19 protein-coding genes and 1 riboswitch are annotated in these 20,322 nt (G+C 49.6%); of the genes, 4 read left to right on the plus strand and 15 right to left on the minus strand.

Annotated elements, in window-relative coordinates; translation table 11 throughout:
• Positions 1–309 precede the first annotated feature (309 nt).
• The 13 genes from A4E54_RS04265 to murJ form a co-directional block, all read right to left on the minus strand.
• A complete protein-coding gene (locus tag A4E54_RS04265) occupies positions 310–1,251 on the minus strand; it encodes a transketolase family protein (RefSeq protein ID WP_240084511.1) in 942 nt (313 codons plus the stop codon).
• Positions 1,252–1,275: 24 nt separating this feature from the next.
• A complete protein-coding gene (locus tag A4E54_RS04270; protein ID WP_240084510.1) occupies positions 1,276–2,094 on the minus strand; it encodes a transketolase in 819 nt (272 codons plus the stop codon).
• 19 nt (positions 2,095–2,113) lie between these two features.
• On the minus strand, positions 2,114–2,956 hold the full coding sequence (locus tag A4E54_RS04275) for a YitT family protein (protein ID WP_240084509.1): 843 nt from the start codon (positions 2,954–2,956) through the stop codon (positions 2,114–2,116).
• Between the two features lie 213 nt (positions 2,957–3,169).
• A protein-coding gene (prfB, locus tag A4E54_RS04280) for a peptide chain release factor 2 (protein WP_240084524.1) occupies positions 3,170–4,280 on the minus strand; the annotation gives its coding sequence in 2 pieces (ribosomal slippage) (positions 3,170–4,210 and positions 4,212–4,280; 1,110 coding nt in all).
• 353 nt (positions 4,281–4,633) lie between these two features.
• Positions 4,634–7,294, minus strand: coding sequence for a preprotein translocase subunit SecA (gene secA, locus A4E54_RS04285; protein ID WP_286724617.1), 2,661 nt, complete (start codon positions 7,292–7,294; stop codon positions 4,634–4,636).
• 248 nt (positions 7,295–7,542) lie between these two features.
• Positions 7,543–8,067 carry a ribosome hibernation-promoting factor, HPF/YfiA family gene (gene hpf, locus A4E54_RS04290; RefSeq protein ID WP_240084507.1) on the minus strand — a complete coding sequence of 175 codons (525 nt, stop codon included), beginning with the start codon at positions 8,065–8,067 and terminating at the stop codon, positions 7,543–7,545.
• A gap of 213 nt (positions 8,068–8,280) precedes the next feature.
• Entirely contained in the window at positions 8,281–8,478 is a 198-nt protein-coding gene (locus A4E54_RS04295) for a cold-shock protein (RefSeq protein WP_446676308.1), read from the minus strand.
• A 290-nt stretch (positions 8,479–8,768) separates the two neighbouring features.
• On the minus strand, positions 8,769–9,512 hold the full coding sequence (locus A4E54_RS04300) for a ComF family protein (protein ID WP_240084505.1): 744 nt from the start codon (positions 9,510–9,512) through the stop codon (positions 8,769–8,771).
• 11 nt (positions 9,513–9,523) lie between these two features.
• On the minus strand, positions 9,524–11,224 hold the full coding sequence (locus A4E54_RS04305; RefSeq protein ID WP_240084504.1) for a sensor domain-containing diguanylate cyclase: 1,701 nt from the start codon (positions 11,222–11,224) through the stop codon (positions 9,524–9,526).
• 19 nt (positions 11,225–11,243) lie between these two features.
• A complete protein-coding gene (locus A4E54_RS04310) occupies positions 11,244–11,696 on the minus strand; it encodes a glycosyltransferase family 2 protein (RefSeq protein ID WP_240084503.1) in 453 nt (150 codons plus the stop codon).
• A 350-nt stretch (positions 11,697–12,046) separates the two neighbouring features.
• Positions 12,047–13,240: a methionine adenosyltransferase gene (gene metK, locus A4E54_RS04315; RefSeq protein WP_240084502.1), complete on the minus strand. Its 1,194-nt coding sequence runs from the start codon at positions 13,238–13,240 to the stop codon at positions 12,047–12,049.
• 190 nt (positions 13,241–13,430) lie between these two features.
• Positions 13,431–13,673, minus strand: a complete 243-nt coding sequence (locus A4E54_RS04320) for a YlmC/YmxH family sporulation protein (RefSeq protein WP_240084501.1) — start codon at positions 13,671–13,673, stop codon at positions 13,431–13,433.
• 80 nt (positions 13,674–13,753) lie between these two features.
• On the minus strand, positions 13,754–15,460 hold the full coding sequence (murJ, locus tag A4E54_RS04325; protein ID WP_286724624.1) for a murein biosynthesis integral membrane protein MurJ: 1,707 nt from the start codon (positions 15,458–15,460) through the stop codon (positions 13,754–13,756).
• Between the two features lie 112 nt (positions 15,461–15,572).
• On the opposite strand from murJ, the gene A4E54_RS04330 reads away from it, so the two are divergent.
• Positions 15,573–16,187, plus strand: coding sequence for an ATP/GTP-binding protein (locus A4E54_RS04330; RefSeq protein WP_240084499.1), 615 nt, complete (start codon positions 15,573–15,575; stop codon positions 16,185–16,187).
• 46 nt (positions 16,188–16,233) lie between these two features.
• Here the strand turns inward: A4E54_RS04330 and A4E54_RS04335 are convergent, their stop codons facing one another.
• Positions 16,234–16,416 (minus strand): hypothetical protein, encoded by a 183-nt coding sequence (locus A4E54_RS04335; RefSeq protein WP_240084498.1) that lies wholly within the window; start codon positions 16,414–16,416, stop codon positions 16,234–16,236.
• A gap of 85 nt (positions 16,417–16,501) precedes the next feature.
• A riboswitch (cyclic di-GMP riboswitch) is annotated at positions 16,502–16,588 on the minus strand.
• A gap of 61 nt (positions 16,589–16,649) precedes the next feature.
• Positions 16,650–17,507, minus strand: a complete 858-nt coding sequence (locus A4E54_RS04340; protein WP_240084497.1) for a DNA adenine methylase — start codon at positions 17,505–17,507, stop codon at positions 16,650–16,652.
• A 226-nt stretch (positions 17,508–17,733) separates the two neighbouring features.
• On the opposite strand from A4E54_RS04340, the gene A4E54_RS04345 reads away from it, so the two are divergent.
• The 3 genes from A4E54_RS04345 to A4E54_RS04355 all read left to right on the plus strand — a co-directional run.
• Positions 17,734–18,408, plus strand: coding sequence for a response regulator transcription factor (locus A4E54_RS04345; RefSeq protein WP_240084496.1), 675 nt, complete (start codon positions 17,734–17,736; stop codon positions 18,406–18,408).
• A gap of 197 nt (positions 18,409–18,605) precedes the next feature.
• Positions 18,606–20,135, plus strand: coding sequence for an HlyD family secretion protein (locus A4E54_RS04350; protein WP_286724631.1), 1,530 nt, complete (start codon positions 18,606–18,608; stop codon positions 20,133–20,135).
• 88 nt (positions 20,136–20,223) lie between these two features.
• A partial coding sequence (locus A4E54_RS04355) for an ATP-binding cassette domain-containing protein (protein ID WP_502687920.1) occupies positions 20,224–20,322 on the plus strand: 99 nt, incomplete at its 3' end.

Consider the following 20,322-nt stretch of genomic DNA (forward strand, 5'->3'; position numbering starts at 1 on the left):
ATTTGGAGGGTGACATCAGTCAAAGCTTTAATATCGCCGGGATAGATTTTGGTAACGTTATAAAAATTAATCAAATACCCACCCCGCTTACAAAGCGCTGATACATACAATACAAGCTATGGTTATTTTCGACAAGTTCAGCGTAAAATCCTCCCACACCTACGATTATTTGCATAATCACCTTCAAAATTACCCACTGAACAAATTAGCCATTGGCAACCTTTGGGCATATTTCAAGCAATAAAAAAGCCGCTTATCCCAACCTAGCCGGATAAGGGCTTTTATTACGACAAATCTCAGCCAACAAATCTATCTTTTTTTCGTGACGACCTCTTCCACCGCCTTGGCGATAGAGCCGGGGGTAAGGCCGTATTTCTCCAACAGCTCATCCGGAGTTCCCGATACTCCAAACTTGTCCATGATACCTACCCGTTTCATTGGCACAGGGCAGTTTTCAGCAAGCGCTTCAGCCACCGCCCCGCCCAGGCCGCCGATGATGCTATGCTCCTCGGCGGTAACCAGCGCGCCAGTTTCCCTGGCGACCTTGGTAATAGCTTCAATATCCAGGGGCTTAATTGTATGAATATCCAGAACCCCTGCCTTGATGCCCTTTACCGCCAGGTAGTCCGCCGCTTCCAGAGCGGCCGCGACCATAATCCCGGTGGCGATGATGGTCGCGTCCAGCCCTTCCCGCAGCACCACCGCTTTTCCCGGTGCAAACTGAAAATCCGCCCCGTGCAGCACCGGCACCCCGGCCCGCCCCAGGCGGATATAAACCGGTCCGTTGATGGCCGCCGCCGCCCTGACCGCCCCTGCCGTTTCCACCGCGTCGGCGGGAACAAATACCGTCATGTTCGGCAAAACCCGCATGAGCGCGATGTCTTCCACCGACTGGTGGGAACCGCCGTCCTCGCCAACGGTAATGCCGGCATGGCTGGCCCCGATTTTCACGTTCAGCGCGGAATAAGCCACGCTGTTGCGCACCTGCTCAAATGCCCGGCCTGAGGCAAATACCGCAAACGAACTGCAGAAAGGAATTTTACCCGCCGTCGCGAGGCCGGCGGCAGTACCAAGCATATTCTGTTCGGCCACTCCCATATCAAAAAAGCGTTCAGGAAAAATTTTTCCGAAATCAAAAGTTTTGGTAGACTTCGCCAGGTCGGCGTCAAGCGCCACCACGTCCGGATTCTCTCTGCCCAGTTGCTGCAGCGCTTCTCCATAAGCCTCCCTGGTTGCTATTTTCTTACTCATTGACTTTTCCCCTCTCAAAAAACACTAATCCGCATCTAATTCCGCCAGGGCCTTTTCCACTTCGCCAGGCTTTGGCGCCACACCGTGCCAGCCGACCTGGTTCTCCATAAAGGAGACGCCTTTGCCTTTGACAGTTTTAGCAACGATCATGGTGGGCTTTCCTTTTACCGTTTTGGCTTCATCCAGAGCGTCAATAATTTGTTTAATGTCATGACCGTCAATATCAAGCACATGCCAGCCAAAAGCGCGCCATTTATCCGACACGGGCTCGGGAGACATTACCTCGGTAATCGGTCCGTCAATCTGCAAGCCGTTATGGTCGACAAAAGCCGTCAAGTTATCCAGCTTGTAATGAGCAGACGCCATGGCCGCTTCCCAGACCATTCCTTCATCTAACTCGCCGTCGCCCAGCAGCGCGTAAACGCGGTAATTCCTCTTATCCAGCCGACCGGCCAGAGCCATGCCGTTGGCGGCGGACAAACCCTGCCCGAGCGAGCCGGTGGACATTTCCACGCCGGGCACCTTGCGCATGTCCGGATGACCTTGCAGCCGGCTGTCCAACTTGCGCAGGGTCATCAATTCGGCCTCCGGGAAAAATCCCCTTCCGGCCAGGGCCGCGTACAAAACCGGAGCGGCATGCCCCTTGGAGAGCACAAAGCGGTCGCGGTCGGGCCAATCCGGCCGGCCCGGGTCGAGGCGCAACTCATGATAGTATAACACGGTAACAATATCAGCAGCGGACAGAGACCCGCCCGGGTGCCCCGAACCGGCCTCTCCCAACATCTTAATTATGTTTTTTCTAATCTCTTTCGCCTTGCCTTTCAGTAATTCTATTTCCCCCATCCCATAACCCCCGTGTCTTTTATTTGTACTCTTTAAAACCCTCACCCAGCACTTCGTGCACATCCGCCAGGATTACGAAAGCGTGCGGATCGACTTGATAAATGATATCTTTCAGTCGAGTCACCTCCGACCGGTTCACCACCGAAAGGAGAACCTCTTTACCGACACCGGTGTAAACCCCGCGCGCCGGCCAAGCCGTAGCCCCCCGGTTCAACCCTTCCACGATCGCGGACGATATTTCCGCCGGCCGGTCGGATATGATCAGGAAGGCCTTGGTATAACTAAACCCTTCCTGCACCAGATCGATCAGCCAAGCGGTAATAAAAATGGTGATCAGCGCATACATGGACAGTTCCGCCGATTCAAAAACAAACCCGGCCGCAATTACTACCGAGGCATCTACCAGGAAAAGCAACTGGCCGATATTAACTCCGGTATATGTGCGCAATATAGCCGCCAGCAAGTCGGTTCCCCCGGTCGTGCCGTTATACTTGAAAACAAGCCCAAGTCCCAGGCCAACCAGCACTCCGCCAAACAAACAGGCCAGCAATAGGTCATGAGTGGGAACGGGCAGCAACGGCACAAGCGCGTCAACCGCCAGGGAAAGAGTGATCGTTCCGAAAAGAGAACGAAAGCCGAATTGCAGCCCCAGCCGGTAAATTGCCGCGGCGAACAGAGGTACATTCAAAACAAGCATAGCCGCCCCAACAGGAACATTAATCAAATAATGCAGGATTGTGGCAATGCCGCTGACCCCTCCGGCGGCAATCTTATTGGGGATGAGGAACATATCCAGACCCATGGCGGTTAATATGACACCGGCGCTCACCCCGATTATTTCCTGGATAATTTTTAAGCGCATCTTAGGACACTCCGGTATTACCATGTAACTCTGTTATGTATTACTATGTTGTCCAGAATAATAAAAGGCTATAAAATACGCACCAGAAGTAATATTCTTTTTCTTGTTACAAATTCCTTCCCCAGATGTCGAAATCAATCACTATTAAGCGCCCCCAAAAAATTGAAAAGCCGCCACCTTTACGGCAACGGCGATAATAATCAATTAAATTGCTCACCCGTTTTGTTTCCGCGCTTTGTCCTTCAAATAAGCGGCGATAAAAGCATCTATTTCTCCATCCATAACCGCATTGATGTTCCCGTTCTCCTCACTGGTGCGATGGTCTTTAACCAGACTGTACGGATGAAAAATATAAGAGCGAATCTGGCTGCCCCACGCTATTTCTTGCTGATTGCCGCGGAGGGCGGCTAATTCAGCTTCTTTTTTTTGCAATTCGAGATCTATCAGCTTTGCCTGGAGCATTTTCATTGCGGCCAGGCGGTTGGAAATCTGGGAGCGCTCGTTCTGACAGGTAACCACGATACCTGTGGGTATGTGGGTAATGCGGACGGCGGAGTCCGTTTTATTAATATGCTGACCGCCGGCCCCGCTAGAGCGAAAGGTGTCCACTTTCAAATCATCCTGGCTGATTTGCACGCTCACGTCGTCTTCCACTTCCGGGAGCACGTCCAGCGACGCAAAAGATGTGTGCCGGCGCCCTGCGGCGTCGAAGGGCGAAATACGCACCAGACGGTGCACTCCTTTTTCCGAACACAGGTAGCCGTAAGCATTGGGGCCAACCACTTCAAGGGTGGCGCTCTTGGTGCCCGCCTCGTCGCCAGGCAGCATGTCAAGAACGTCAATCTTAAACTTATGGCGCTCCGCCCACCTGGTGTACATCCTAATCAACATATCGACCCAGTCTTGGGCTTCCGTACCGCCGGCCCCGGCATGAAGAGAAATAATCGCGTTGCCCCGGTCATACGGCCCGTTTAAAAGAACGGCCAACTCCAAATCCGTTACTTTCCGGTCAAGGGCTAACAAGCCTTCCTTTATTTCAGCGGCGATTTCTTCATCTTCTTCATCTTCGCCCAACTCGGCCATAACCTCAAGGTCTTCAAATTCTCCAGCCAACTCGTAAAAATGTATAACCTTATCCCGGAGACTGGCAACCCGCTGGGTAATTTTCTGAGAGCTTTCCTGGTTATCCCAGAATCCCGGTTCAAGCATTTGCTTTTCCAGCAAAGTTATCTCTTCTTCTTTATTAGCTATGTCAAAGAGAAACCCTCAAATCTTCCATTCTTCTGCCGATAAGCTCTATTTCCCTCTTTAATTCGATAAACATTTTCTCACCGTTTTCTAAATTATTTTTTGTTACTATATTAGACATCCGGCTGGTATCAAGGCATGGTGTTATCGCCACGGCTCGCTTCGGACCGAACTAGCGGCGCTGAAAAGGCGGCGGTAAGCTAGTTAATAGGACAAGCCCATTATCCACTAAGCTAATTATGCTCAAATTCGTAATGTTGGTAGTCCGCTGGTTTCGCGCCGCAATTCGGTTACCCTCGCTTCGCCGGGTGCTGTTAACGGCGCTTCGCAAGTCGTTCGCTATCGATAACACCATGCCTCAACCGGGTTGCTGAACAGTTACTCAAGACGATAAACCGTTATCTCATTCTGACTACTGACTACTGATTATTAGACCGCTTCCGCCCGCCCGCAGCATTTCTTATATTTCTTACCGCTGCCGCATGGACAGGGATCATTGCGCCCAATCTTATTTTCCCTGCGCACCGGCTGTTTCGGTCCTTCCTCAGCGTAGCGGTTTTCAACAACCTGCCGTTTTTGCCGCTGCTCCGGCTGGACCACATTCACCCGGAAAATGTAACGCACCACATCGTCCTGGATGGAGTCAATCATGTTTTGAAACATTTCATATCCTTCAAACTTATACTCCACCAGAGGGTCTTTCTGGCCGTATGCCCGCAGACCGATGCCCTCCCGGAGTTGATCCATGGCGTCCAGGTGATCCATCCATTTTTCATCAACAATGCGGAGCATAACCACCCGTTCGATCTCCCGCATCATTTCCTCGCCCAGCTCTTGTTCCCTGGCTTCGTACATTTCCTTTGACCGCTCAATCAGGAAGGACTGCAATTCATTGCGTCCCATTTCTGCCAGGTCTTCCGGCGCCAATCCGGAATTTGGCAGGAAGATTTGCTCGGCGTGCTCCAGCAACCCCTTTAAATCCCATTCTTCGGGGTAAACCCCTTCCGGGGCATAAGTGGTTACGGCCCGCTCAACCACGGCGCCAATCATTTCCATGATATTCTCTTTGAGATTGCCCCCGGTAAGCACCTGGCGGCGCTGCCTGTAGATCAATTCACGCTGCTGGTTCATTACATCATCGTATTGGAGCACGTGCTTGCGGATATCAAAGTTCCGGTTTTCCACCCTTTTTTGGGCAGTTTCAATCGACCTGGTGATCATCGCATGCTCGATCGGCATGTCTTCTTCAATTCCCAACCGGTCCATGATGCCTGAAATATTATCGGAGCCGAAAAGGCGCAACAAATCATCCTCCAGGGCGCTGTAAAATTGACTTGAGCCAGGGTCGCCCTGGCGGCCGCAACGGCCCCGGAGCTGGTTGTCAATGCGCCTGCTTTCATGCCGCTCCGTGCCCATTATATGTAGCCCGCCCTGTTCGACCACCAGCCGCCTTTCTTCCTCTGACTGTTTACGGTATTTTTCCAGCAGCACCCGGTAAACGGGGTCATCCGTCCCAGCCGGCACGGAGGCTATCTCCCCGGCAGCTTCAAACTCGTGGCCCTGCCTGCGCAATTCATACCGCGCCAGAAATTCCGGATTGCCCCCAAGCAGGATGTCGGTGCCGCGGCCGGCCATGTTGGTGGCGATAGTCACCGCTCCCAAACGTCCCGCCTGCGCCACGATCTCCGCTTCTTTGTCGTGGAATTTGGCGTTTAACACCTGATGGTTAATATTTCTCCGCCGGAGCATGCTGCTGAGGATCTCAGATTTTTCAATAGATATCGTGCCGACCAGTACCGGCTGCCCCCTGTCGTGCCTGGCCGCTATTTCTTCGACAACCGCGGCAAATTTAGCCTGCTCCGTTTTATAAATAACGTCCGGCAGGTCCTTGCGGATCATCGGTTTGTTGCTGGGTATCACTACCACATCCAAACCGTAAATCTTTTTGAATTCCTGTTCCTCGGTTGCCGCCGTGCCGGTCATACCGGCGAGCTTGTCATACATCCGGAAGTAGTTCTGAAAAGTGATGGTTGCGAGAGTTTGGGACTCCCGTTCGATCTTGACTCCCTCTTTGGCTTCGATAGCCTGGTGCAGACCGTCGCTGTAGCGCCTGCCGAACATCAACCGGCCGGTAAACTCATCAACAATGATCACCTGCCCGTCCTTCACCACATAGTCCCGGTCCCGTTTCATCAGCCCGTGGGCTTTTAAGGCCTGGTTCAGGTGGTGGGTAAGCTCAACGTTTTTATCGTCATACAGGTTCTCAACGCCAATCATTTTTTCCACCTTGGCCACTCCGGACTCGGTAATGGTCACAGTGTGCGCCTTTTCGTCGACATTGTAATCGGTTTCCCGCACCAGCCGGGGAACGACTTTGGCGAAAGTAAAGTACAAGTCGGTAGATTTCTCCGCCTGCCCGGAAATAATCAACGGGGTCCTGGCTTCGTCTATTAATATGCTGTCCACTTCATCCACGATGGCATAGTTTAGCTCACGCTGCACCAATTGGTCGGGATGCTGGGCCATATTGTCCCGCAGGTAGTCGAACCCAAACTCATTATTCGTGCCGTAAGCAATATCGGAGCGGTAAGCGCGCCTGCGGTCCTCCCATTCCAAGCCGTGCAGCACCAAGCCCACGCTTAAACCCAGGTAGCGGTAGATCTGGCCCATCCACTCGCTGTCACGGCGGGCCAGATAGTCATTCACTGTAATTACATGAACTCCTTTGCCGGTGAGAGCATTCAGATAAACCGGCAAAGTAGCCACCAGGGTTTTACCTTCACCTGTTTTCATCTCGGCTATACGGCCCTGATGCAGCACAATGCCGCCCAGCAGCTGCACGTCAAAGTGCCTCATCCCCAATACCCGCCGGGAAACCTCTCTTACCACGGCGAAAGCTTCCGGCAGGATATCATCCAAAGTCTGTCCTTGCTCCAGGCGTTCGCGGAAAAGCGCGGTCATGCCTTTTAATTCTTCTTCCGGCATCGCAGACATCTTTGGTTCCAGGCTGTTGATCTTATTAACAACATGCTGCAGCTTTTTTACTTCACGGGCATTATCATCAAGCCAGTTTTTAATAAACCCGAGCACTTTATATCACCTCATTATTCAGCATTCAGTAGTCAGCATTCAGAATATATCGAGACAACAAACAAACCATTCTCTTATTCTGACTCCTGACTCCTGACTCCTGACTCCTGACCAGGTTGCACCTCATCATTTTATATCAAATAATTATACTTGATCATTATCAACACCGTCAATTATAGTATTTTATTCCAAATAATGAGCGCCCCTGGAGAGGCGCTCTGTTAAAACAACAATCAATTTTGATAAATTTAGAACTCCGGCTCGATAATTCCGAAATTCCCGTCCTTGCGCTTGTAAACTACATTGACTTGCTCGGTTTCAGCGTTGGAGAACACAAAAAAGTTATGCCCAAGCAAGTTCATCTGGAGAACAGCTTCTTCCACCGGCATCGGTTTGATCGCAAAACGTTTGGTCCTAACCAGCTTGGGCGCTTCCTCTTCGGTGTCGTCAGCGGCAGAAGGCTTCTGCGCACTCATTACCCGGATACCCCTTTTTTGCAGCTTTCCTTTGTATTTTTGAATTTGCTTCTCAAGTTTCTCCACCACCAGGTCGGTAGAAGTATACATGTCTCCGGTGCTTTCTTCACCTCTCAAGATCATCCCATTAACCGGTATGGTTACTTCAATGCGGTGGGAATCTTTCTCAACAGTCATTGTCACCTGAGCGTCACCGAGGTTGTCTATAAATCGATCCAGCTTGCCGACGCGTTTTGCGACATAATCTTTCAATGCGTCCGTCACTTCAATATTTCTGCCGCGTACTTGCACCTTCATAAAACAACCCCCTTTTGATATGTCCTAATACTATTATTCCCCAACTTGGCGAAAATTCCTGCTATAATTCAACTCGCCTACGGCGACCGCCGGGGAGTCTTGGGCAACTAATCACCGCTTACCACCCCTGTGAGCAATAAGCAAAAACCCCAGACTTGCTGGGGTAAACCGAAAGTTATCATAACTTTAGTATAATTTATATTTTAGTAAAATTTATATTTTTAAAACGTTGGCCGCCTGAGGACCCCGGGCGCCTTCGACAATATCGAATTCAACCTTTTGTCCTTCATTTAAAGTCTTAAAACCTTCTTCCTGAATCGCTGAAAAGTGAACGAACACATCCCCGCCGTCTTCTCTCTCAATAAACCCGTAACCCTTTTCTTGATTAAACCATTTAACCTTACCTAACACAAACATACCTCCTAGAAAACTTAATTCCGTGTGTCTTTAGCTCACGTAAAGTCATGTTAACATAGGGTTATGAGATTGTCAAGCCTTTCATAACATCCCACTACTATACATATATCTCATCTTTGTCGAAAAAAACCTTGCGGAAAGTTCTTTGTTTAGAAGTTTCTGTTGATAATGTGGATAAGTCTGTTAATAACTAATAAAATCAGCCCTTAAAGTGTGGGTAACTAATTCTCCCCAATAAAAAAATGTAAATCTATGTTATTTGTTGGCATGTTTTTTGTAGAATTTTAGGAATACCTACCGGTGGCAGCCGTGATAACGAACACCTGTCCCGCCCCCGCCTGTTTAACCGCTGCGGCGGCAGATGACATTGTACTGCCGGTAGTGAAAACATCATCAACAATTAGGATATTTTTACCTTGAAGATATCGCGCGTCTGTCACATGAAAGGCGTTTATTAAGTTAATTTCCCGCGCCGCCCTGGACAGCCCGGTCTGGGAAGGTGTATCCATAATTTTAGCCAGCGCGCGACCGTTCACCGGTATTTTCAATCTGACGCCGATTTCTTTTGCCAGCAAGGCAGCCTGGTTAAATCCCCTTTGACGCAGCTTGTTACCTGACAGAGGCACAGGCACCACCAGATCTATATCGGCATATAAGGCATCTGACAACAACAGCTCGGCCATCAGCGAGGCCAGCGGCGCGGCCAGCCTGCGGCTGCCGCCATATTTAAAACGGTGGATGGCCTTTTTCAAGACCCCCTCGTAAGGTCCCGGCGCCCGGGCCGCAACAAAAGGCCAGCCATGTCTTTGGCATTCACCGCACAGGTAAAAGCCACCCGAGGTAACCGGCACGGCTTTTTCCGGCAAGCGGCCGCATATGCGGCAATGAGCCTCCAGGCGATAACCGTCCACTACTGCATGGCAAGCGCGGCATACTTCCACCCCTGAACCGTGAGCACCGCAAAAAGGACATTCCGGCAGCGGGGGAAAAAGCAAATCAAGCAGACTATCCCATAACCCTGAAATCACCGGCACCCCCTTTATTTCCGGGGTAACCCAATAATCGAAACAGCTGCGGAAACAACCCGGTTCCCGCCATCCTTTTTAGCCTTATCCAAGGCGCGCTGCGCGGCCTTGAACAAGCCCGCCGCGTCGCCGGCGTCCTGTGGAAACTCCGCCGCTCCTATGCTGACGGTGATTCTCGCCTGCTTTCCGGCCTCTCGCAGAAAATAGTGCTCCTCGATTTCATCCCTTATACCGCCGGCAATGTCCATCAGGCGCCGGCCACTCGCGCCCGGCAGGATTACAGCAAACTCATCCCCGCCGTAACGCGCGGCAAGGTCATCTCCGCGCGTGGCGCCTTTAATGATCCCGGCCAGTTCGGCCAGCGTCCAGTCCCCCGCCGCCCGGCCATAGCGGTCGTTAAAAGCCTTAAACCGGTCCACGCCGATAATCATCAGTCCGGCCGCTACGCCGCTTCCGCCGGCTGTCCCGCATATCTCCGAGGCGGCATGGAAAAGAACTCCCGAATTTAACAGTCCTGTTAAAACATCCAGTGACGCGGCATGTTCCAAACGGCCGGCAAGCACTGATTTCCCCACGGTTAGGGCTGCTTGTCCGCCAAGCACGGCCATAATGTGCAGGTGTTTTTCGTCAAAAACCATGGGCCTGCGATCACCCAGGACAATAACTCCTAATTCTTCCTCACCGGATAATAACGGGATAATTAACAGCGAGCGCATTATCTGGCACAAACCGGCTTCATTCCTGGTACGTGAATCGGTTCTGCAATCGGATATGATTTCGGGCTTTCTATCCGCTATTGAGCAGCCGGCGATCCCTTCACCGCTGTATACCTTGGTTTGGCTAAGATGCTTGGAGTACGGCCCGGTTGCCGCAACCGGCGCAAAGGAATCTCTTTCACCGGAGCGTAGGTAAGCAACTCCTGAATGGTAAGGAAAAACCTTTCCCGCTCTTCTCAAGATAAATGCCAACAACTCGGCCGGTTCAGGATTCTTCTCTAAAATAGTGGCCACATCATAGAAAGCTTTCAGTTCCCGGTTGGCCACGTGAAGGTGAATATAATGACGCATGATTAACTGAAGCGCCAGCACGGAAGAGAACAGCAGCATGATCCCGGTTAAGCCCGTATATATGTATATCATGGCAATCAAAAGCCCCAGGGGAACAGTAAACAGATAGGTCAGACTATCCCACTTAACCGCGTCCAGCCAGGCCGGACCGGGATAATACCGACGCTTTGGCAAGAGGTAAAAGTAAATCAACAGGTGATTGATTCCCATGTAGCAGACAGTGAAAGCAGCTAAAGGTAAAATTTCCGCAAAACCTGACAAACCCAGCCGGCCGCCGCTAAACTGATAAATATGGCCGGCCGCGACAGCCGCCAATACATACTGCCCGGCATTGAAGACAGTAGTGCGAACCGGATTGCCCCGGTTGGCTATCCCTTGACCGAAAAGTGTTGACAGGCCGGAAACCCAGGCGGTTGCCGCCGGGCCAAAGATTAAATAAGCTGACAGGACCAGGGCGAAGCCGCCTGAAAGCTGCCCGTGGGGAAAAGATACAGCCAGCCACTCGGACAGCACGCCCAGGAGAACAATAGACAGCAATTCCCGCACCCGGTCCAGATCCAGGGCTGGGAAAAGGAGGTACAACTGCCAGGCCGCCAGGCCGACCACTAGCCATACATACAGGATATGCACAATACTTCTCGGTCGCAAGTTAATTCCACCTCAACGCTTATTTCGACAAAACGTTGAATTTACCTGCACTGTTAGGGGATAAATGGAAGAATAACGGCGCACGCAGCAGATCTTTACCTGCTAAACCTCTAACGTCAAATTGCCGCGTGTGCGAAAATCCGTTGGCATCCCCGTTTGATTCCATGTTTTTCGCGGCCTTCACGGACAACAATTCAAAAGGGTAATATCTTTGTAAACAGCTCAGTATTTCCAATGTTTTATCGCAAGAACCATCGTCCACCACCCGTACTTTTATCCACGGTGTATTTTTGATCAGGTAAAAAATTTTACGAATAAAACCCTCCACCCATGGCTCCTGATCCTTGACAATAATAACCACCGTTCTTGTGCTCTTGTGAACAGTTTGACAACTCCTGTTGAAAAAAATCCTGAAAAGAAAGACAAAGCCCGCCGCGGCCAGCATTGCCAATGATACCAAAAGCAAGTTCACATTTTTCACCCCCGGCCTTTACTGCACCATATGCAGGATATCCGCCAGGGGTGATTACTCAGAATTCAGAATTAAGAATAGATGTTTTATCGTACCGAAATATTCTGAATTCTATTTTAATCCATATAATAATAAGGCCAGGCTTCATGAAGGCCTGACTACTAAAAATAGACATCCATACCAATAACGTGTTTACAGCAGATGATAAAAAAAATTTTTCAGAGAGAGTAAAAGTCAGCAGTCAGAATATGAGAACCGTCTCTAAACATTCTTAATTCTGACTCCTGACTTCTGGCTCCTTAAGTATATGTTAACAACACTCTCAAGACTTACCGTGCCGAAACGGGCTCTTATTTTAAACCGGCGTCCCGCCTCAACGCTTCGGCCTTGTCGGTGCGTTCCCAGGGCAGATCGAGGTCATTTCTGCCGAAATGTCCGTAGGCGGCCAACTGCTTGTAAATCGGCCGGCGCAGGTCCAGATCTTTGATAATAGCTGCCGGACGCAGATCAAAGTGCTCGCCTACCAGCTTAACCAGGGTCTGCTCGTCTATCTTGCCTGTGCCGAAAGTATCAACCATTATTGAAACCGGACGGGCTACGCCAATAACATAGGCAATTTGCAGTTCACACTTATCCGCCAGCCCGGCGGCTACTATGTTTTTGGCGACATACCGGGCGGCATAGCTGGCTGAGCGGTCCACCTTGGTGGGATCTTTACCCGAGAAGGCTCCGCCTCCGTGACGGGCCATCCCGCCGTATGTGTCCACAATGATTTTTCTTCCGGTGAGGCCCGTGTCCCCCTGCGGCCCGCCGATAACAAAACGGCCCGTGGCATTTACCAGGTAACGGGTCGAATTGTCGAGCAATTCAGCCGGAATAATTGGTTTTATTACCTGTTCCAGCGTATCCTTGCGGATCTCCTCCAAGGTTGCTTTAGGATCGTGCTGGGTGCCGATCACAACGCTGTCCACCCTTACCGGACGGCCGCCTTCGTATTCTACTGTCACCTGGGATTTTCCGTCCGGCCGGAGGTAGGGAACCAACCCGCTCTTGCGGACTACCGACAGCCGCTTCGCCAGGCCGTGGGCCAGGGATATAGGCAGCGGCATCAATTCCGGCGTTTCATTCGTGGCATAACCGAACATCATCCCCTGGTCGCCGGCGCCGGTGGCATCCAATTTATCTCTACCTTCCGCGCTGTCGCGGGTTTCCAGGGCGTGGTCCACGCCCTGGGCGATATCACCGGACTGCTCGTCGATAGAGGTGATTATCGCGCAGGTATCACAGTCAAAGCCGTATTTCGCCCGGGTATAGCCGATCTCACGGACAGTTTCCCGGGCTACTTTGGGAATATCCACGTAACAGTGGGTCGTAATTTCACCGCTTACCAGTACCAGACCGGTAGTAACCAAGGTCTCGCAGGCTACCCGGGCCAGTGGGTCATTTTGGTAAATAGCGTCAAGAACCGCATCCGATATTTGGTCGGCTATCTTATCCGGGTGTCCTTCAGTGACTGATTCAGATGTAAATAACCGCTTGGCCATCATCATCACTCCTTATCTTAGTACAAGCCTCAAACATAAAATTAAACCTCCGGAGCAGAGGTTTGCGTCGGATGCCATGAGCATTTCCTCCGTCTTAACAACAAACCGGAAACTACAGTACATTTTAACAATACCGGGAGAGAAATGTCAACAAATACCGACCTTATAACAAACGTTGGAACCATATATCTTATTGAGGCTCTACCTCAACCAGCACAGTATGAACGCCAATTTTTTTTATTCTTTCCCACGGCACCTCCACATCCTTGCCGGCTGGAATAAGCCCGAAATATTTTCTGCCGCTTGAAAGCACTAATGAAAGCACTCTTCCGCTCTCCAAGTCGATATAAACGTCTTTCACCACCCCCATTTTCGCGCCGTCCACCATATTTACAGTGTCCCTAAGACCCAGTTCAGATATTTTAAACAGCATACCCGGCACCCCCTTACACCAGGGTATGCCCGCCGTTCTTTAAAGGTTCACAACTCTAACATGGATAAATTTGAATAATACTAATCTTTTTGTCTTCCGCCGGTAAAAACCGCCATAAGATAATTTCGCAGAATGTATAATTCCTCGATCTTGAGAATCAAAGCAGCGGCTATGAATACCGCCACACCCGCCGCAACCGAGCTCCCAACCTGAACAGCCAGGCCAAGCTTGCCATGCGGGCTAAATAAACCGGTTAAGACATCATTGAGGCCATAACTGGCTGCGGCCATCAACGCGGAAGCGGCCAAAACAGGCAGGGTAAATCTGATCAAACCGGTCCATCGCAGTGGTTTCACCTTTTTTTCAATAAAGAACATAAATAAAGCAGTACCGGTCAACGAGGCAAGCGAACTGGCCAAAGCCAGTCCGCCATGCTGCAGAAACCTGGTCAATAACAGACTCAAGCCGAGATTGACCAGTACGGTAGCCAGAGTAATTTTTACCGGTGTTTTGGTGTCCTGCAAGGAATAAAAAGCCTTGGTCAGAATAGCATTGGCAGCCTGCCCGGCCAGCCCGACGGAATAAAAAAGCAAGGCGGCGGCAGTCATTTCCGTTGCCCGCTGGTCAAAGGCCCCGCTCTTGTACAGCAAACTTACTATCGGATATCGCAATACGATCAAGCCGATGCTGGCGGGAACCATCCCCAGAATCAATATTCTGAGCAACCTGTTTAACGAAGCAGAAAACTCTTCGCGCTCCCCCGCCGTCACAAGTTTGGTGAGTGTTGGGAAAACCGCTGTGCCCAATGCCAGCACAAAAAGGCTGATCGGAACCTGAACCAGCTTATTGGCCAAACTGAGGGCCGTGATAGTCCCCTCGGGCATACCGGAGGCAATATTTTTCTCAATCAATATATAGGCCTGGTTGACCGTGAGTCCTGCCGCAGCCGGCAAGATCAGGCTAAAAACCTGTTTCACGCCGGGGTGACTGAGATCCAGCGCCGGCTTATACCGGTATCCGGCGCGGAGCAGGGCCGGCACCTGCATTAAAGCCATCGCCGCCATGGCTATCACCGTACCTACGGCCAAGCCGTGTACTCCGTAAAAACTGCCCAGGGTGACGGCGCCCAGGATGATTACCACGTTATTTACCGCATTCGAAGAAGCCGGTATCCCAAATATGTTATTTGCGTTTAATAAGCCGGCAAAGAGTGAAGCCCACCCCGCAAAAAGCAGCAAGGGAAACATAATCCGGGCAAGACTGGCGGCGAGGTTTGCCGTCTGTCCCGGTAAATTCCAGGCGATCAGCTTGACAATGCACGGGGAAAAAACCATGCCTGCCGCTGCGATTAAAATGAACACCACGGTTACAGCGTTAAAAACAGTATTAAAAACCTTCCAGGCTTCCTGTTTTTTTCCTTTTGTCGAATATTCAATAAATACGGGCACCGTTACCGCCGCCAGCGCCCCGCTGATAATATAGAAAAGCAGATTTGGCGCCGTGAGAGCCACCAGGTAGGCGTCGGAGGCACCAGTGGCGCCAAACTTATGGGCAATTACACTATCACGCAGCACCCCCAGCAATTTTGACAAAGCACTAAAAAAAGCGATTAATACGGTAATATTGAAAATCATCTTGCCGGTCGTTGTTTTTTCCACATTCTCACCCTTCGTTGAGGGGAACGTTTGTGCCTTTACAGCGCCGGATGATTCTTTCTGCTCCCCGCCGGCCATCAACCTTCCAGTGTTCATAATTTGTATTATAACAGATTCGCCGTATAAAGACATAAATATAAGCCTGTAGCCGCGCAAAGTTTAAATTCTGGTTGAATGAAGGTATTATGTTGATAATGTCGAATTTTTGATTATGGATAAACATTTTATATTGGGGGATGCGTGTATGCCTAGCAATAACAAACCAATCAAGGTGGCAATTTTAGGAGGCCCCGGAACGGGTAAAACGACCCTCTGCAAGCAACTGGACGTAGATTACAGTCTCGCAGGCTACATATCATCCATCTGTGAGGAATTCACCCGCGAGTACATTGTCAATTACGGGGTGCCCACGAATATTTTCGAGCAATTCTTGCTTTATGAAGGACAAAAGAAAAGGGAGGAGCATTTGAAGCATAGCGATATTATTTTTTGCGACAATGCCACAATATTGTGTTACGTTTATGGAATTCTTACCTGCAATTTCAATAACAGAAAGGAAAAATATGCCTTACTGAAACTATATGAGTGGGCCATGCGGGATTTGAACGAATATGAAATATTTTACATACCCAGGGAAATTAGGCTGGTCGATGATGGCGTGAGATATCAAAATTTAGAATTTGCTTTGGAGGTAGACAAGAAAATCATAGATTTCTTGAGCATAATGAATATTAACTATGTTGAGGTAAAAGGCAATATGACTGAGAGAGTCAGCATTGTTAAAAACAGTCTTAACCTGCCGCCCAAAAATGCGGCAGAGAACTCAGGTCCGGATGCTGCCCGGGGAAGTACCTGTTAATAAGGAAAGCCCGGCTCAGCCGGGTTCAGTATATCTAAGACAATGATCACACATGCCCGTCAATCTCTTTGCCCAGATGCGCATTACCTGGATCACCCGGCAGCTCTTGACTGGGTGATGCTCCGTTATCTCTGGATTTGCGTAGAACATTTATTTTCTCTTCCTTTTTCAATCTGATTTGCTGCATTACACGGTATGTTTCCGCGACATCCATAGGATTAGGGCTCATTCCAACACCCTCCCATCTTTCAGGCGAAAATAAAAAATACCCTCCAGAATAGCCGGGGTACTGTCACAGGAACTAAATTGTTCTTCCTGGCAACCCGGCTGTCGTAGCGCTGAGGCGCTTTAGACCCGTAGTTTTGCGTCCATAGTTTTCACTATGTTTGCCCTTTTCAGACAACTTATTTATACTAGACTTTGGACCTATTGTAAATAGGACTTTTGTCCCGCATTATGCTTTTAATAAGATATTCTTATATTTGAGTCATAATTTAAAACCAGCACTTCTTCGACGCTCCCCCGCTTGGCTGCCGCTGAATTTATCGGCCGCTTCGCCACAACCGGCATAATCTTATAGTCGGCGTAAAGTTCTTTAATAAAACTAGTCGCGGAATTGCTCAATAAGACCTTGCATCCTTTCTGCGTCAATTTGTCAACAGTCGCTTTGAGTCTTATTTGTTTGTTTTTATCAAACCCGCCTAAATAATACCCGGTAAAAGAGGCTGTGTCCGACACCGGATCGTAAGGCGGGTCAAAATATACAAAATCTCCCCGGCCGGCTGTTTCCACCGCCTCCTCGAAATCGGTGTTATATATGGAAATATCCGCGCTGTTCAAATACTCGCTGATAGCCTGCAAAGCCATCCTGTTAAATAAATTCGGATTTTTATAATTGCCGAAAGGGACATTGAAACAGCCCTGGCTATTTACTCTGAATAAACCATTATAGCAGGTTTTATTAAGATAAATTATTCTTGAAGCTTTTTTAACTGAAGATAGGTTGTTAAAGCGCTCCTTTTTTTTATCCAAATCTCTTATTTGGTAGTAATATTCCTTAGAATTAGCGTGTTTTGAGAGATCTTCAATCAACTCAGCCAGGTTGTCCCTGACAACTTTATAAACATTGATCAATTCATCGTTAATATCGTTTATTACAGCCTTATCAGGCTGAATATCAAAAAGAACGGCCCCCGCTCCGACAAAAGGCTCAAAGTATGTTTTGTAACTTAGGGGAATTAATCTTCTTATTTCCGGCAACAGCTGCCGTTTGCCGCCCGCCCATTTTAAGAACGGTCCAAGCAGCTTATTTTCAGTCATTAGTTTTTTCACCGTCATACAAAGTATTTAAAACATACTTATTTTACTATTTTTCCACGTTTGCAAGCAATGTAAAGCCTGCAAATATCCCCGGATTGTTCTTACATAATGGGATTTAAGCAATCTTTCTTCATGTTAAACTAATGATATAATATAATCATTCAAAGGAAACGCTTTAGCCGGTAGTTTCAAGATCCATACTATACTTACTTCGGAGAGTGGTCTATTGCAGACGATTATGGTGGTTGAAGACGAATATTCAATTGCTCTTTTGCTCAAGGCTTATCTGGAGCACGCGGGCTTTAAGGTGCATGTCGCCGCAGACGGGGAAGAAGCGCTGTCCATATTTTCCGCAGTAAATCCCGCGCTGATTCTGCTGGATTTGATGCTGCCCGGAAAAGACGGATGGACGGTGCTGGATGAAATTCGCCAGCAAAGCAGCTGCCCCGTAATCATGGTGACAGCGCGCGGCGCCGTAGAAGACCGTCTGCATGGGTTTAAGCAGGGCGCCGATGATTACATCCCGAAACCTTTCGATCCGGATGAAGTTGTAGCGCGAGTCAAAGCTGTGCTGCGGCGGCCGGCCCGCCTGATTGAACCTGAACTTGTCCAATTCGGGAGCTTGATTGTGAGTTTTACCTCCCGCACTGTTTCGCTTAGAGGTACAACGATTTATTTTGCGCCGCGCGATTGGGAACTGCTGGCTTTTCTGGTTCGCCACCCAAACCAGGTATTTACCCGGGATAAGCTGCTGGATCATGTCTGGGGAGTGGATTACGAAGGGGGAGACCGCGCGGTGGATGTTTCGGTCAAACGCATACGGCATTTATTGCACGAGTGGCCGGCCAATGAGGGGGAAATTGTTACAGTACGGGGAACGGGCTATTTATTGCGCATATAGTTTTCAAAAAAAGTTAGCCATTTGTTCAAAATTTAGTCACAATAATCAGTTAGACTGTTACTAGGTGGCTTTACAGGAACGATTTTCATATTAAGTTCAATTGAGCAAATTCTGCGCATTCAGTGTCCGTATTCGGCAGGGATACCGGAAGCTATGTTAAATGTTTCCTTAATTTATTACCCAAGGGGGAAAGTATCTTGGCAGACACTCTTAGACCTGACATAAGCAAGCTCAATTTTCTTGTCCAGTTTATAAAAAGAAAAAAGCTGCTGCTTGGGATAATAATAATTACGGCAGCTACGCTGGCAGGATTCTACATAATGACAACACGCAAAAGCACACCGGGAAATTACCTTACCGACACCGTTAAAAAAAGCACTATCACCAGCTCTATTTCAGCCAGCGGGACAATCGAACCGGTAAGCACGGTTTCCCTAAGTTTTAAGAACTCCGAAATCATTAAAGACATCTATGTCAAAGTAGGCGACCACGTGACCACCGGTCAGATTTTAGCCGAACAGTATACCGACAACCTGGAGGCATCGGTAATCCAGGCTACAGCCAGCTTGAAAGGAAACACCGCCAAGCTGGAACTGTTGCAGAACGGTTCCACCCAGGAAGATTTGGATAAAGCCGCAGCAGAAGTCCAAATGGCCCGGGGGAACTACGACCTGGCGAAGTCCACTTTGGAGCGCTACCAGCAGTTATATCAGGAGGGGGCGATTGCCAAAGCCGATCTCGACAAGTACAACTCGGAATTTATTAATGCCGAAGGTAATTTGAGAAAGGCCGAGAACTCCCTAAGGTCACTGCAAGCCGGCAATCGCGCGGAGGATATTGAAGCGGCGGTCGCCCAGGTAGACAGCAGTGAGGCGCAGTTAAAACTGGCTCAAAACGACCTTTCGGGAGCCAAGATGTTCAGTCCCATCGAAGGCACTGTCAGCGCGGTTAACGGCGCCGTCGGCCAGCGGGCGACGGCCAATAACAATAACACCAGCGGCGGCGGGTTTATCGATGTAATTTCAGAAGCGCTGCAGTTAAAGGCTCAGGTTAACGAAGCAGATATTGGTAAAGCCATAGTCGGCCAGAAAGTTGAATTCACAGTGAACTCCTTTCCGGACAGAACTTTCAGCGGCAAGCTAAGCAGCATTTCTCCACAGGCATATACCCTATCAAACGTGCAGATTTATGATGTCATCATTCAGCCGGACCAAAACTACCAAGAACTGAAGGCAGGTATGCCCGCCAATGTTCAAATCATTATTGACCGGCATGAGAATGTTCTCACCGTCCCCAAAGGAGCCGTTACTTATGCAGTCACTTATTTAAGTAAAATGAGACAAGCAGGTTCCCCGGTGCCGGAAGAAACCGGCGGCACCAGCGGCAGCCAGCGGCAAAACCGCCAGAGAACCGGCGGGGGCAGCAGCGCCGGGGCCGGGAACGATGGAGGCAGCAATGCTGATGCTTCAAGCGTACCGGCAAGCTACCAGGAACAGCAAACCACGGTTCTTGTTATGAACAACTCCGGCATTCCCTCTCCGCAACGCGTGGTTTTAGGACTGTCGGATCTGAGCAATTATGAAATAATTAATGGTTTAAGCGAAGGCGACAAAGTGGTGATTGGCGCTTTAAATCAGACAACTACCACTACACAGGGCAGCCAGGGCGGCAACCCGATGATGATGGGCGCGCCGCGGGTGACAACCGGAGGCGGAGCCAGGCGCTGATTATAAGCCGGCGAAATAAATCTGGGTGGTGGCATATTTGCCGGAAAATAAAGTGATCGAATTAAAAACTATCAAAAAAGTATATACCATGGGGGCATCGCAGGTTAACGCTTTAAGAGGCATCGACCTGACCGTCACCCGGGGAGAAATGGTGGCGATTATGGGCTCCTCCGGCTCCGGCAAAAGC

The sequence above is a fragment of the Pelotomaculum sp. PtaB.Bin117 genome (genome assembly GCF_002067195.1).
GTDB lineage: Bacteria > Bacillota > Desulfotomaculia > Desulfotomaculales > Pelotomaculaceae > Pelotomaculum_D > Pelotomaculum_D terephthalicicum.